The following is a 15,218-nucleotide window of genomic DNA, read 5'->3' on the forward strand; positions in this document are numbered from 1 at the left end:
ATCTTCAGATAATTTAAGGGGTGGAAAACATGACAAGCTAAATCCGTTTAAGACAGTTTGCTATCCCTTAGCTTATCGATGGACTGCTGTCAGAGTGGCGTTTGCCTTTTGTTAGCTTATCGTTGGGCTGCTGTCAGAGTAGCGTTTGCCTTTCGTTAGCTTATCGATGGGCTGCTGTCAGAGTGGCGTTTGCCTTTCGTTAGCTTATCGATGGGCTGCTGTCAGAGTGGCGTTTGCCTTTCGTTAGCGCCGATATCCTTATTTAATAGGGCCACTTTGCTGTTGGGATAGAAGCTGGGTGCAACTGGAATAGAAGCTGGGCGCAATTGGGTTAGAAGCTGGGGGCGACTGGGGCGGGGAACGGATCGTCGTCGCCGAGGTCGTCGCTGTTCATGCGAGAGCCGATGTATTCGCCTCCCATGCTGTCTGACAGAGGCGCGGGAGCGGCATCCTCGGGGTTGAGGAAGCGCGTGTATTGGCCTTGGAACGACAGCAGAACGTCGCCCGTGGCGCCCTTACGGTGCTTGGCAATGATGATCTGCGCCTTGCCGCGAAGGTCGTGGCCCTTTTCGTCTTGGTAGATGTGGTAATACTCAGGACGGTGCACAAAGAGCACCATATCGGCATCCTGCTCGATAGCTCCCGACTCACGCAAGTCGCTCAACTGTGGTCGCTTGCCCTCCAATCCCTCACGGTTCTCCACCGTACGGTTGAGCTGTGACAGGGCGATGATGGGCACATCGAGCTCCTTGGCCAATCCTTTGAGCGAGCGAGAGATGGTCGACACCTCCTCCTGACGGCTTCCGAAGCGCATGCCATTGGCGTTCATGAGCTGCAGATAGTCGATCATAATGATCTTCACACCTTTCTCGCGAACCAGTCGGCGGGCCTTTGTGCGCAACTCGAAGATCGACATACCAGGCGTATCGTCCACGTAAAGCGGTGCGCCGGTGAGTCGAGCCATATACTTGTCGAGGCGTTGCCACTCGTCGGGGAAGAGCTGTCCGTTCATGATCTTGCGTCCCTCGATTTCACAAACGTTAGAGATGAGACGGTTTACAAGCTGCACGTTGTTCATCTCCAATGAGAAGAAGGCGATGGGCTCCTTGTAATCGACCGCAATGTTCTTGGCGATGGAGAGAGCGAACGAGGTCTTACCCATGGCCGGTCGACCGGCGATGATGACGAGGTCACTCTTCTGCCAACCCGAGGTGATGTTGTCGAGCCCCGTGTATCCCGACGGAATGCCCGTCAGGCCACTGGTCTGCGATGATGCCTTCTGCAACATCTCCATGGCCTGTCGCAGCACAGGGTCGATCTGCGTGTAGTCGGTTCGCATGTTCTTCTGCGAGAGTTCGAAGAGGTTGCTCTCCGCTTCCTGCATCAGGTCGTCCACGTCTACCGTCTGGTCGAAGGCCTTCGTCTCGATGACCGAGGCAAAGGAGATGAGCTGGCGGGCCAAGAATTTCTGTTGGAGAATCTTGGCGTGGTATTCGATATGGGCCGACGACGCCACATGAGCCGTGAGGTCCACCACGTAGGTTGGTCCGCCCACGTCGTCGAGTGTGCCCTCTTTCTGCAGTTCGTTGGCCACGGTCATGATGTCGACCGGGTTCTGGGCCATGTTGAGCGTTTGTATGGCTTGGTAAATTTTCTGGTGTCGCGGCTCGTAGAACGTTTCGGGTCGCAGCATCTCCGATACCACGGAGAAGGCGTCCTTGTCGATCATGAGCGCGCCGAGCACCACCTTCTCCACGTCGACCGCTTGCGGCTGCAGATGTCCGTAGGTAGGGTCGATGGGCGCAGGCGTGCGCTTTCGGCGGTTGGCCGAGGTGTTATTTGTTTCTGGCATGATTGTTTGTGGTGTTGGGCAGATGCGGCACGCCTATTCGATAGACATGCCACCCTGCTGGGTTGGTGGGCCAATGCGCCCGCCTTAGTTTTTCTTTCTCAGTTTGAGTTTGGGGATATTGACCTTGTCGCCCGCCTTCAACTGCTTGCGACCCGGGTTGACGGCCTCGATGTAACACTCCATGCCCGGTCCGAGTTGGGTGCGGCTGATGCCCTCGAGCGTCTGTCCAGCCTTTGCCGTAACGGTTCGATCAATACCGATAATGGTGTATGCGCCCGTACGGATGCGTACATCCTTATTATATTTATCTTGCTCCTTGCTGTTGTTCTTGGCCTCAGTAGGCTTGTGTTGTTGTGCCTTTTGCTTTGCAGCGGCTTCGTTGGCCTTCTTGGCAGCTTCCTCCTTCTTGGCGCGTTCGGCTTGTTCGGCCCCTCGCTTGGAGGCTTCTTGTTCCACCTGCTTGGCCTTTGCTTGCTCGGCTTCGGCCATTTTCTGGCGAGCCCCCTCGTCCTCTTGCAATTTGCGCGCCGCCTCCAGACTGTCCTTTTTGGCTTGCGCCACAGCCGCAGAGTCGACCGATGCGTTGAGGATGGCTTTTCCTTGCGGCGTTCGCGAGGCAAGAATGGCAGCCGCTTCCAGGTGCTCTATTCGGTGGTCGCGTTGCGAAATCTGCATGGCCAGGTAGAAGATGCCAGCCACACACGCCAGCAACAGGAAAGCCGAAATGCCCAGGAACCAGCGCATGAAACGGTTATGGCGAACCATTTCTTGCTGCATTAGGATGACCTGGTTGCGCGCATCGTCGATCTCACGTTCGGTTTCCGACACGGTTTGCACCATCTCAGCCGTTGTCTTGGTCGACGACGTTGGGCGAGGTTGGTCCTCGTTGGTCTGCTCTGAAGTGGCGTTTGTTGGCGCAGCAGCGTCGTTGATGCTTTCAGAAACTTCATCCTGCTCGTCGTTGGTGGCTCCTTCCGTGGGATGGGAAGGGCCGTTGGCCTCATTGGGAGTGGTTCCCTCAATGGGCTCAGAGCCAGGAGCCACAGGCGTGAATGATTCTTCTCGTTTCATAGGTTCGGTTGTTTTGATGGGCTCATTGTCGGAGACGACGGTCTTTGCTGCCACAACCGTCTCTTCGGGAGTGCCGCCTTGGTGGGTTGAATGGTCGTTGATGCCCTCGCCGTATGTGGTTTCGGTTTCGTCGTTCTTAGTCGAAGCCGTTTCGTCTGGCTGCGTTCCCAACACGTTGGTTGTGCCAGAGGCAGCTTCGCCCTCAGAGGTTTCCGCCATCTTGTCGTCTTGCTTTGCAGCGTCGGTCGTGATCGGTTCGGTCACCGTTTCGTCGTTGTCGGTCATGATGATGTCTTCGGTTCCTTCCTCCACATTGGCGAAATGCTCATCGATAGCCGTGAAGTCGACCCCGTCGTTAATGGGAACGGTTTCGAATTGCGAGAACGGTCGGTTCACCAACTCACGCATGGCGCTATCGGGAGTGAACGAAACCTTGTCGCGCCCCTCGATGACAATGGGCTCGCCCGTGTTCACATCCACGCTCTTGCGCGAAGCCACGGGCACCACCTTGAATGTGCCCAATCCCTTGACCTTTACCTGTCGGTCGGTCTCGATGCCCTTGGAGAGCACGTCGAACATCTTCTCCACAAACTGCTCTGCCGCTTCTCGCTCCAGTCCATACTTGTCGACCAGCGCCAGAGAGAGCTCCTTAAATCCTATCTTGCTCATGGTTGGGAATACTAAGCCTTATTGAGTTTGTCCTTGACCGACTCCTTTGGGCGGAAGTTCAAAACGAGTTTTGGAGGCACCAACATACGTTGTTGCGTGCCGGGATTGACGATGATTCGCTCCAGTCGCTTCTTCACCTCGAACGTTCCGAAGTTGGGAATGAGCACGCTGTTTCCCTCCTCGAAGCTGTCGCCCATCTGTTCGATGACGGCGGCCACCATTTTCTGCGTATCGGTTTGCGTGTAACCCGACTGTTGCGCCAGCTCGGCTATATACTCTTTGTTGTTCATACTTCTCCGTATAAGTCAAATTCGTCACTGTCGGTGATGTGCACCTGGTAGTAGTGTCCGGTGCGCAACGTGCGACCTTCGGCGGGTATGAGCACCTCCGGGTCCACCTCGGGCGAGCAGCTCTCGGTGCGCCCCACGTAGTAGTCGCCCTCCTTTCGGTCGATCACCACGAGTTGCGTGGTTCCCACCTTGGCCGCTTCCAGCTCCTCGCTGATGGTCTGTTGCAACGCCATCAGCTTGTCGAGGCGTTGCTGTTTCACCTCTTCGGGCACATCATCCTCGTAATGCAACTGCGCATAGGTGCCCTCCTCCTCCGAATAGGCGAAGGCCCCCATGCGGTCGAAGCGCTGTGTGCGCACGAAATCCATGAGTTCCTGGAAGTCGTCGTCGGTCTCGCCGGGGAATCCCACCATGAGCGTGGTGCGCAGGGTGATGCTCGGCACCCGCTCGCGGATGGCCTTCAGCAGGGCCAATGTGTCGTCCTTGGTAACGTGGCGGTGCATGCGTTTCAGCACCGAGTCGGAGATATGCTGCAATGCGATGTCGAGGTACTTGCACACGTTGGGCTTCTCGCGCATCACGTCGAGCAGCTCCATGGGGAACTGGTTGGGGTAAGCGTAGTGGAGCCTGATCCACTTCACCCCCTTGATGTCGGCCATTTGGCTCACCAGCTCGGCGATGCGCGTGCGGCCATAGAGGTCTACGCCGTAATAGGTAAGTTCCTGCTCGATGACTTGGAACTCGCTGACGCCCTGCCCAACCAGTTCCCTCACCTCGTCGAGAATGTCCTCGATGGGTCGTGAAACGTGTCGGCCTGTGATGAGGGGGATGGCGCAATAGGCGCAATGGCGGTCGCATCCCTCCGCTATCTTGATGTAGGCGTAGTGGGAAGGCGTAGTCAGCTTGCGAAGGCTGTTGGCGTCGGTGCGTCGGCGTGTGAAACTCTCGTTGTCGGCATCAGTAGTGTCGGCCGGTCCGAGGTCGTTGACCAACTGCTTGAAGTTGAACTTGCCGTAGAACTTATCCACCTCGGGCAGTTCGGCCTCGAGCTCCTTCTGATAGCGCTGCGAGAGGCATCCCATGACATAAAGCTTATTGAGTCGGCCTTCGTTCTTGGCCTCCACAAACTCGAGAATGGTGTTGATGCTCTCCTCGCGTGCGTCCTCGATGAAGCCACACGTGTTGATAACCGCGATCTCTCCCTGCGGACGCTTGGCGTCGTGCACGCAGTGGTAACCGTGGTTCTCAAACAAGCGCATGAGCTGTTCCGAGTCGACGAGGTTCTTGGAGCACCCCATCGTGATGATATCTATCTGATTTTTCTTCACTTTTGGTGTTAGAATAACGAGTCAACGAATTCCTTCTTGTTGAAGAGCTGCAAGTCTTCCATCTTCTCACCCAGTCCGATGTACTTCACGGGCACCTTTAGCTGGTCGCTGATGCCGATGACCACGCCGCCCTTGGCGGTGCCGTCGAGCTTGGTGATGGCCAGCGATGTGATCTGCGTCACGGCCGAGAACTCCTTGGCCTGCTCAAAGGCGTTCTGTCCGGTCGATCCGTCGAGCACCAGCATCACCTCGTCGGGAGCGGAGTCGACCACCTTTTTCATCACGTCCTTGATCTTCTTCAACTCGTTCATGAGGCCCACCTTGTTGTGCAGTCGGCCCGCTGTGTCGATGAGCACCACGTCGGCCCCGTTGGCCTTGGCGCTCTGGAGGGTGTCGAAGGCCACGCTGGCGGGGTCGGCGCCCATCTGCTGCTTCACCACGGGCACACCCACACGGTCGCCCCAGATCTGTATCTGCTCCACGGCGGCGGCGCGGAAGGTGTCGGCCGCTCCGAGGTAAACTTTCTTTCCGGCCTGCTTAAACTGCCATGCCAGTTTGCCGATGGTGGTGGTCTTACCCACACCATTGACGCCCACCACCAGTATTACATACGGCTTGTGGTCGGTGGGAAGGTCCCAGCCCGAAGCGTCGGCGGTGTTGTTCTCCGTGAGCAGCGATGCAATCTCGTCCTTGAGAATGCCGTTGAGCTCCGATGTCGACACATACTTGTCGCGTGCCACGCGCTCCTCGATGCGGCGTATGATTTTGAGCGTGGTGTCCACGCCCACATCGGAGGTGATGAGCACCTCTTCAAGGTTGTCGAGCACCTCGTCGTCGACTTTCGACTTGCCGGCGATGGCGCGGCTGATCTTGGTGAAGACGCTCTGCTTGGTCTTCTCCAACCCTTGGTCAAGGGTCTCTTTCTTTTTCTTGCTGAATAATCCGAAAATTCCCATCTTGATAATTGGTGTGAGCAAATTGATGAATGTGCCGTGGGTGGAGCGCGAGGGGGTGGCTTTCGCTACACCGAAGGGCATATTAATATGCAAAGATACTAAATTTATTCGATGTTGAGGCTATTATTTGTTGCATTTCTGCTTTTTATACCTAATTTATTGTAAATGGGGATTATGAGGGGTGTGGGCAGGGTTGATATGCATAGCCGTTACGGCCAACATTCTCTTATGTGACAGCATAAAGAACAAGGCGACTTGTTGATCGCTTGGATTATTAAGGGAGGTAGTGTGGTATGCCTAAACGATTCTTTTGTCAGAGTGGGGATGTGTATATGTGCTCTGTGGACGCCTGTCCTGTCAGAGTGGAAGCATTTATACGAAACGTATTGTTAAGACCTTTGGTAAAGAGCTGTGTCGGATTCTTGAGTGAACTAGTGTTTGAAAATGTTTTTAAAGACAAAATACCCTTTCTTATGCAAGGTTTTGTGCTGCTTGGTATATATGAGGCAGTAAACCAACATAAGTAGAATGAAAAAGATTGTAATCGCATTGGCTGTTATGGCCACGGTATTAACCAGCGCATCTTGCGTGTCAAGCAAGTTTGGCAGTAAGGATCATCAGCACCTTTCCAGTGTTAAAATTGGAGGTAAGAAAGTGAAGTATCAGATGGGCCACAATTACTTCTTCCGAAACGACACCGAGATCCCGCAAGAGTCTCTCATTACTTCACAAGCGGATTTTGAGCGTCTGTTCTCGCCTGCAGCAACAATGGGAAAGAATGGGACGCCTACAAAGATCGATTTCTCTAAGCAGATGGTTATTGGTGTGGCGTTGCCCGCAACAAATGACTATAAGGAAATTGAGCCTATAGCGCTTACTTGTCAGGGCAGCGAGCTGACTTTATCCTATCGTGTAAAGCTAGGTCAGCGCGGCATGAGCTATACCATGCGGCCTATGCTTTTACTCGTCATAGATAAGATAGAAGGCGTGGGCCATTGCGAATTAAGGGAGATGTAATTATAGAATGAGAACATGCTTCATGCAAACAGTCCACGCGGGCATGGGAATGTCTGCAGGACGGGTAGAATAACATAACTCTCTTCGTGTCCCATTACCATTGTCAGCCGACAATAGGTAATGGGATTTTTGATAATTACAAACTATCGTTTATATTTGCGCTTAAGCATCTGCTTGTATTCCCAATGCTTATCATGTGCTGCTTTTATGTCTAGGGCTTTCTCCAGTAATGCTTGGCTCCAACCACGTGATTCTATATACTTGCATAAGAAATAGTGGAACATATCGTCATTATTTGAGAATAGCGTAAGATTTTGGAAACATTCCTTTTCTGAAAATGGCGTGTTTTCTGTGGCAAAGCGCATGCGATTGATGTCAATCAGCTGAAAATCATAGCCGCTTTCAGATCTCCGGTAAAGTACGTTTGTGCTATTGAGATCTTTGTGTAGTACGCCTTTTTCATGCAGCATGGCAACGAATCTGGCAAAAGAAGAAGCCAACAGTTTGTCATAAGGTTGTTGGACTATCAGACCAAGAACTATAGGTTGCCAATCTGTAAGCTCACAGGCATAATAATCTTGGACAACCATGCCATATCGCCTCATTTCCACATATCCGATTGGCAAAGGGGTGTTGATTCCTAGTTTGCTCAGCTTCTTTCCGTTCAGAAACGATTTTTTAGCTTTTCCCATAGAGAAAAGGCTCAACCATTGCTTATACCTATTGTTGGCTTTGAACCTTTTCACAACAACATTCCTGCCTTTCATGGCAAAGCAACGAATTTCATTGCGCCCTTTGAATATCAGCATTCCTTTCCCTTCCTCAAACTGCTGTGGAAGGGAAAGAAATTGCTGCGCTCTGTCAGCAAAGCCAGTTGATAGTTCATAATGTAATGGTCCCATAAGCGATAGCAAAGGTACAAAATATCGCGAGGTTAGACAAGTAAGATGATAAAAATCAGAGAATAATTAAAGTTTTCTCCTTTTCCATGCAAGATTTTGGCGAGGATGTAATTTTAGGTGTAAAAGAACATGAGAAATGGATACAAATCAAACCAACTTATCGTCCATGCAACTTCCATCAGAGCCTGGATCTCCGATGCGTGGCAAAGTGCTGTTTTTGCTCAGCCGCTTTCTTGATGGCGGCATTGACACCGTACTTGTTGAGTACCTGAACGCACTTGTCTCCCAGACCAGCTACGAGGTAACTCTTTGCATCAACGTCTGCATGGAAGATTTGGAAGTGTACAAGGCGCGCATCCCGAAAGGAGTAAAGGTGGTGTATCTGGTTGAGAATCGCCTTCTCACCTGGTATAAGCGTCGTAAAATAACCCATGGCAAGAGTTTGTTGGGTATTGGTGATGAACTATTGCTCAATCCTATTCGCCGCTCATCAGCCCGTCACCAACTTCACGAAATGTCATCAGGGTATGACGTAATTATAGATTTTGACTGCACGCATGGTTCTTTTTTGAAAGGTATCCATGGTCCTCGCATGATCAGCTTTTATCATTTTAGCCTCGATGCTGTCCGTCAGCATGACGCCCGTCATCTACGTCGTCAAATAGCAAAAATGTCTGTTTATGACAAGGTCGTTTTGCTAAGTGATGCGATGCTTAAGGAGGCGCAAGTTCTCATGCCGGAGTTGAAAGACCATTTTCATAGAATCTACAATCCGGTAGATTTGCAGCGCATTATCCAGCGTGCACAAGAACCGGTGAACGACGACCGGATCAACAAGCCATTCATGCTTACTGTTGCCAGGCTAGAAGAGAATCAGAAAGACCTCACTACCCTTATCAACGCATACAGCTTGTTGAGAGGATCCAATGTGCCGAAACTTTACATCGTCGGTGAAGGCCACAGTCGCGTCCAACTTCAGAACCATATAGACACCCTTGGCCTTCGTGCTGACGTCGTGTTGCTCGGGTTTCAGGAAAATCCGTATCCATGGATGGCCAAGGCCAAGCTGCTGCTGCTCAGTTCAAAGTTTGAAGGCCTGCCCACCGTACTCATTGAAGGTCTTATGCTGGGTAAACTCATGGCCGCTACTGATTGTCCAACTGGTCCATCAGAAATTCTCGACCATGGACAAGCGGGGGTGCTTGTTCCCGTGGGCAGCACATCTGCAATGCGGGATGCCATGCTAGAAATTCTAAATAACAACAAACTTCAAACTTCGCTTCTGAAAAATGTAGAAGAGCGACGCTGGATGTTCTCACCCCAATCGAGTGTTAGTCAGCTCTGCGCACTCTTCTAAAAAACTTTCGCGTATTTACTGTCAGATACGCGCGTAGTTCAACACTTGATACGCTTGTATTCACTATTTGATATGCCCGTATCTCTACCGAAATACGAGAGTGTTAGGGGAACTATACGCATTTCCCAAAGCGCTAACAAGCTGGGATAGAACGTAATGCTCTAATAAACAGTAATTTGTAAAAAATGTTCAACCCTATAACAACAACCCCATATTGATTCAAAATGGCTATATCAGTTGTAATTAACACCTATAATGCTGCAAAGCAATTAGAGAGGACGCTGGAGTCTGTTACAGACTTTGACGAGATTGTTGTATGTGATATGGAAAGCACCGATCATACTTTGGACATAGCCAGAGGTTATGGTTGCAAAATCGTCACTTTTGAGAGAAAAGACTATAACATCGTGGAGCATGCCCGTAACTTTGCTATCAGTCAAGCCAGCAATGAGTGGGTATTGGTGGTTGATGCAGACGAAGTGGTTACATCAGAAATGCGTAAATACCTTTATGCCCAAACGGCCCAAGAGACAACGCCGGATGGTATTTTCCTTCCTCGTAGAAACTACTTTATGGGGCAGTTTATGCATGCTCTCTATCCCGACTATCAGTTGCGTTTCTTCCGTAAGAGTCAGGTGTGTTGGCCTGCCATTATTCATACTCAGCCAAAAGTAGACGGGCGTTTGGTTCATGCTCCGAAAAATGGCATGGTCGCCTTTGAGCATTATCAAGATGACTCCATAAAGGCAAGATTACAGAAAACAGACATATACACAGATAATGAATGTCCAAAGCGAAAGGCCCGGCATTTTGGCACTTCATCTTTGGTCTTTCGGCCGATTCATAGATTCCTGAAGGCCTATCTGTTAAAAGGCGGTTTCCGAGATGGCTTGCCAGGCTTCATTTTTGCCTGTTTGGAGGCTTATTATCAACTGATAATGGTAGCCAAGTTATGCGAACAGCAGAAACAGCTGAAAGTAGAGGAACCCACATCAAAAGTTTCAAAAATCATCGTTATTTCAAAATTCACAACTCAGAATGCTCAAACAGTTTCTATCAATCATGTCGCGCTACCTTAGTCCATATCGCGCCTATCTGGCGTGGGCTATCGTGCTCAATTTCTTTTCCCAATGGATGAATGTCTTTTCGTTCGTTGTACTTATTCCTATACTCAACATCCTCTTTAAGATTGATCATACCGTTTATCACTATCGTCCTTGGACTGTTGAGACACTTGACAAGGATCTTATTGTCAACAATGGCTATGCTTATGTTCAGGAACTTATCGCCAACCATGGTGCCTTTCTGACATTGGTACTTATGGGCGTCGTTCTTATTGTGATGACTGCCATAAAGACGGCTGGAACTTTTGCTTCGTCTGCCGTTATGGTTCCACTGCGTACTGGTATTGTGCGTGACATTCGCACGGAGTTGTACAACAAAGTGCTCCGTCTTCCGCTTTCATTCTTCAGTGAAGAACGCAAGGGCGACATCATAGCCCGTATGAGCGCCGATGTTCAAGGTGTGGAGAACAGCATCACATCGAGCATCGACATGCTCATCCGACAACCGATTGCTATTTTGGTTTGCTTTGCCACAATGCTCTCTGTATCATGGCAGCTTACGCTATTTGTCATTTTTGTGACACCTGTGGCTGGTTGGGGAATGGGCAAAGTTAGTCGCAGGTTGAAGAGTCAGTCAGTAGCAGTGCAGTCACAATGGGGTGATATCATCGCCCAGCTTGATGAGACATTAGGCGGACTACGCATTATCAAGGCATTCATCGCTGAAACCAAGATGGGACGCCGTTTCCGTTCAATTAATGACAATTATCGCCGTGGAATGAGTAGCATGGTTATTCGGCAGAATGCGGCCCATCCCATGTCTGAATTCTTAGGAACTGTGGTTATTGTCATTGTTCTGTGGTTTGGCGGATGGCTCATCCTCAATGGCACAAACATGATAGATGCCTCTACGTTCATCTTCTATATGGTTATCCTATACAGCGTCATCAATCCCTTGAAGGAGTTGTCAAAAGCCACTTACCAAATTCCCCTTGGATTGGCCAGCATGGATCGTATTGACTTTATTCTAAAGGCAGACAATCCCATTAAGGATCCTGCTACACCCATCAGGCTAAAAGACTTTGAAACGGAGGTGACCTTGGATGATGTTTCATTCCATTATGTGGAAGGACGCGATGTGGTGAAACATGTGAGTCTACGAGTGCCCAAAGGAAAGACAATTGCTCTCGTTGGTCAGTCGGGCTCGGGCAAGTCGACGTTGGTCGATCTCATCCCTCGCTATCACGATGTGTCATCAGGTAAAATCCTGATCAATGGTCACGACATACGCGACTATGCTATTCATGACTTGCGTGGACTTATAGGGAATGTGAACCAAGAAGCTATCTTGTTCAACGACACCTTTTATAACAACATCACATTTGGTGTTGAGGATGCAACTATGGAACAGGTGATAGAAGCTGCCAAGATAGCCAATGCGCATGAGTTTATCATGGAGTCTCCCGATGGTTACAATACGATGATTGGCGACCGTGGCGGACGATTGTCTGGCGGACAACGTCAGCGCATCAGCATAGCCCGTGCCATCTTGAAGAATCCTCCAATCCTGATTTTGGACGAGGCCACTTCTGCCCTTGACACAGAGAGCGAACGACTTGTGCAGGAGGCTCTGGAAAGACTGATGAAGAGTCGCACAACCATTGCGATAGCCCATCGACTGTCGACTATAAAGAACGCCGATGAGATTTTCGTTATGTACGAAGGCGAGATTGTGGAGCATGGGCAGCATCATGAACTCATTGCCCGCAACGGATACTACAAACGGCTCTACGACATGCAGCAGTTATAAAATTGAGAGAATACATCAAGAATGAACACCATAGATTTCAGTCCATCCCATGCCACACGAGTGGCTATTTTCGCCTCTTACAATAAGGATAACCGCGTTGCAGACTATGTGGTATATATGTTAGGCGAATTAAGGAAAGTCGTTGACGCCATAGTCTTTGTGGCCGACAACGACCTGGATAAAAAACAGATACAGAGGATTGCTCCCTACATCGATCATGCCATCTGCCACCGTCACGGAAGCTACGACTTTGGATCCTATCGTATAGGATACCAATGGGCACTCACTCATGGACTCTTGACAGACGCGGATGAACTGTTGATGATCAACGATTCATGCTATGGTCCTGTCGTTCCATTTGAACCGATATTCAGCGCAATGGCAGGGCGCACTTGCGATTTCTGGGGACTCGTTGACTCAAATGAGGGAAGTCATCATATACAGTCATTCTTTATGGCCTTTCGTCGTCAGGTGTTCCTTTCGCCCATATTTAGTAATTTCGTCAACGACTTCCGCAAGCAGGAGGGTGGTTTCTGGGATTATGTCGACCTTTACGAACGTCGTTTCACGGACGTCCTCGAGTCCCAAGGATTCGTCAGTGATGTATACGTGAAGCCCGATTGCGAAATGGTGCTGGCAGCATCGCTCTACAGTGGGAATGGCAATATGACTTTGTGGCCTCTTACAATGCTCCGCTTAGGTATGCCGCTGGTCAAGGTGAAAGCCATGACGGGAGCGTTTGGCGAAGATATGCAGGAATCGCCGGAAGCATTTTTGCATGAGCTTCAGACGATTAATCCCGAATTGGCGGGTATTATACAACTGGACCGAATCGATCGAGGATTTAAGCGTGAAGACCGTTGGTGCACAGCAGAACAGATTGTTGGCAGTGAGCAGGTAGTGTCGTTTGACATCTTCGACACCTTGCTCCAACGACCGTTCCTAAGACCTACAGACTTATTTGCTCTCATGGAGAAGGATCTGAAACTTAAGGGATTTGCCAAGCGCCGCATAAAAGCAGAGCGTGAGGCACGGCGCCGGCATCAGCATCAGGCCGATGTGACGATCGACCAAATATACACTATGATGGGAACGCGTTATGTCGGGATGAAAGAAGTGGAAATGGACTATGAACGCAGGCTCCTGACCCCAAAGACCGATGGCCTTAGGATATACAAGGAGGCTTTACGTCAAGGCACAACGATTATTGCAGTGAGTGACATGTATCTGCCTTCTGCATTTTTGCTCAGCGTGTTACGCGAAAAAGGTTACACTGCCATTAGTGAGGTGTTTGTGTCGTGTGAAGAAAATGCCTGTAAAGATGGTGGAGCTCTGTTTAGGAAGGTGATGCAAAAGATGGGTATCAAAGCAGGGCAGATGGTTCATATAGGAGACAATCATCAAGCCGACATCGTTTCAGCTGAAAATGAAGGAGTGCGTTCCGTAGAACGTAGGAAAGATACAGACCAACTGCTATTGATGCCATCCATGATGCGGTATGAGAAATTGAAGAAGACCCCATCGCTGGCCCTTTCGGTTAACATAGCTCTGCAGGCGCAGCATAAGGCCTCCTGTGGAAATGTTCCTGATCCGTTTAGCCAACTTGGCTATGAACTTGGCGGACCGCTTGCCGTAGGATATGTAGAACATATACACCGCGTAGCCCATGAGCAAGGCATCGACGGCCTCCTGTTCGTTTCCCGTGATGGATACGCACTCTACGAAGTGTATAAGAAACTCTATCCAAACGACATAAAGGCCTATTACATAGAGGCGTCGCGAACACTCATCATGCGTAATCGTGCTCACTATGAAGACGGAAGCTATCAGCAGAGAGTTTGGCAACTTTATGCAGAGGAGCAGCTTGACGGACAGATGGTTGATGAGAGTAATTGCAAGACATACGAGCAGGACATGGAGGCATGGGCGGACGATAACGCTGCACGATATAAGGCATATGTAGACAGTCTGAATATAGAAGGTGAGCGATTAATGACAGTAGACATGACAACCATGGCCTACACTTCTCTACGCTTACTGACCGAAGTATTTGGCCATCGCATCTATTGCGGCATGTTCTCAACTACTCACGGTGACTCAAGTTCATACAAGGTTATGAGCTATGATGAGCATCATTGGGATGATAGCGATATGGACCTGGTAATTCTGGAGGAAGAACTCATCACGGCTCCGCTGTTATCCGCTGATAGCATCGGTGATGACGGATCGTTTGTCCGCGATGCATCGAATCCAACAGAAGTGGTGCGCGTAGATAGGTATGCCAGGATATTGCAGGGCATTATGGAGTATGCCCTCGATTATCATCGCCTGCTCGACGGACATGAGACCCGAATGACCTTCGACGAATGGAAACAGTTGGCCGGCAACTATCTGAAGTATCCAAACCATGGCACCATTCAGCTTTTCAACCAAGTGTATCACGAAGACTCCCTCCATCAAGTCTATCATAGCCTGACAGAAGAAATGGGGTTGGAAACAAGTGGTGGCTCTTCAAACAAAGGGACGCCAATACATCAGATGAATGTGATGCGTCTTCGACGGAAGCAGCATAAGCATTTACGTACAATCCGCTTACTCATTGCCGTTGCTGCAACAGAGTTGATTTTGTTGGCACTAAACTGGATATTATAACGAGAAATTCAAAGAGAAATGGATAACGTCCGTGGCCATAAAATCATGTTGTCCAAATCGTTATAGACGCTCTGAACATAAACAAGGTAAATCCTGCACACCGCGGAGTTGTGCCCTAAAGCCTTTCGGCTTAGGGGTGACCGTTACCCGTTTCTTTCTGGCTTGCTCCATTATATAGAAAGCAAGGTCTTCAACGAGGGTGTGCATTCTATGTTTCTACGCAAGAAAAACTTGAAGTTTTTTTGCTGTT

Annotated in this window: 11 protein-coding genes; 5 read left to right on the plus strand and 6 right to left on the minus strand. The window is 50.0% G+C overall.

Annotated elements, in window-relative coordinates; all coding sequences use genetic code 11:
- Window positions 1–331: 331 nt before the first annotated feature.
- From dnaB to ftsY, 5 genes are all read right to left on the minus strand, one after another.
- Complete coding sequence (dnaB, locus tag WKK33_RS10235) at window positions 332–1,852, minus strand: replicative DNA helicase (protein ID WP_215758708.1); 1,521 nt, start codon at window positions 1,850–1,852, stop codon at window positions 332–334.
- Between the two features lie 84 nt (window positions 1,853–1,936).
- Window positions 1,937–3,592, minus strand: coding sequence for an HU family DNA-binding protein (locus WKK33_RS10240; protein ID WP_337933718.1), 1,656 nt, complete (start codon window positions 3,590–3,592; stop codon window positions 1,937–1,939).
- Window positions 3,593–3,603: 11 nt separating this feature from the next.
- On the minus strand, window positions 3,604–3,882 hold the full coding sequence (locus WKK33_RS10245; protein WP_309438471.1) for an HU family DNA-binding protein: 279 nt from the start codon (window positions 3,880–3,882) through the stop codon (window positions 3,604–3,606).
- Complete coding sequence (rimO, locus tag WKK33_RS10250; protein WP_337933719.1) at window positions 3,879–5,210, minus strand: 30S ribosomal protein S12 methylthiotransferase RimO; 1,332 nt, start codon at window positions 5,208–5,210, stop codon at window positions 3,879–3,881. The genes WKK33_RS10245 and rimO overlap by 4 nt, the downstream gene beginning before the upstream one ends.
- Before the next feature lie 8 nt (window positions 5,211–5,218).
- Window positions 5,219–6,166 carry a signal recognition particle-docking protein FtsY gene (gene ftsY, locus WKK33_RS10255; protein ID WP_215758714.1) on the minus strand — a complete coding sequence of 316 codons (948 nt, stop codon included), beginning with the start codon at window positions 6,164–6,166 and terminating at the stop codon, window positions 5,219–5,221.
- Between the two features lie 528 nt (window positions 6,167–6,694).
- Here ftsY and WKK33_RS10260 point away from each other — a divergent pair.
- On the plus strand, window positions 6,695–7,183 hold the full coding sequence (locus WKK33_RS10260) for a hypothetical protein (protein ID WP_330003901.1): 489 nt from the start codon (window positions 6,695–6,697) through the stop codon (window positions 7,181–7,183).
- A 143-nt stretch (window positions 7,184–7,326) separates the two neighbouring features.
- Here the strand turns inward: WKK33_RS10260 and WKK33_RS10265 are convergent, their stop codons facing one another.
- A complete protein-coding gene (locus tag WKK33_RS10265) occupies window positions 7,327–8,085 on the minus strand; it encodes a lipopolysaccharide kinase InaA family protein (RefSeq protein ID WP_337933721.1) in 759 nt (252 codons plus the stop codon).
- 136 nt (window positions 8,086–8,221) lie between these two features.
- On the opposite strand from WKK33_RS10265, the gene WKK33_RS10270 reads away from it, so the two are divergent.
- The 4 genes from WKK33_RS10270 (at window position 8,222) to WKK33_RS10285 (ending at window position 14,968) form a co-directional block, all read left to right on the plus strand.
- On the plus strand, window positions 8,222–9,442 hold the full coding sequence (locus WKK33_RS10270) for a glycosyltransferase (RefSeq protein WP_287769284.1): 1,221 nt from the start codon (window positions 8,222–8,224) through the stop codon (window positions 9,440–9,442).
- Window positions 9,443–9,666: 224 nt separating this feature from the next.
- Window positions 9,667–10,521, plus strand: coding sequence for a glycosyltransferase family 2 protein (locus tag WKK33_RS10275; RefSeq protein ID WP_287769282.1), 855 nt, complete (start codon window positions 9,667–9,669; stop codon window positions 10,519–10,521).
- Window positions 10,481–12,316: an ABC transporter ATP-binding protein gene (locus WKK33_RS10280; protein ID WP_287769281.1), complete on the plus strand. Its 1,836-nt coding sequence runs from the start codon at window positions 10,481–10,483 to the stop codon at window positions 12,314–12,316. Before WKK33_RS10275 ends, WKK33_RS10280 begins: the two co-directional genes overlap by 41 nt.
- Window positions 12,317–12,337: 21 nt before the next feature.
- Entirely contained in the window at window positions 12,338–14,968 is a 2,631-nt protein-coding gene (locus tag WKK33_RS10285) for a rhamnan synthesis F family protein (RefSeq protein ID WP_330003907.1), read from the plus strand.
- Window positions 14,969–15,218: the final 250 nt, after the last annotated feature.

This window comes from Hallella sp., assembly GCF_037460745.1.
Lineage (GTDB): Bacteria > Bacteroidota > Bacteroidia > Bacteroidales > Bacteroidaceae > Prevotella > Prevotella faecis.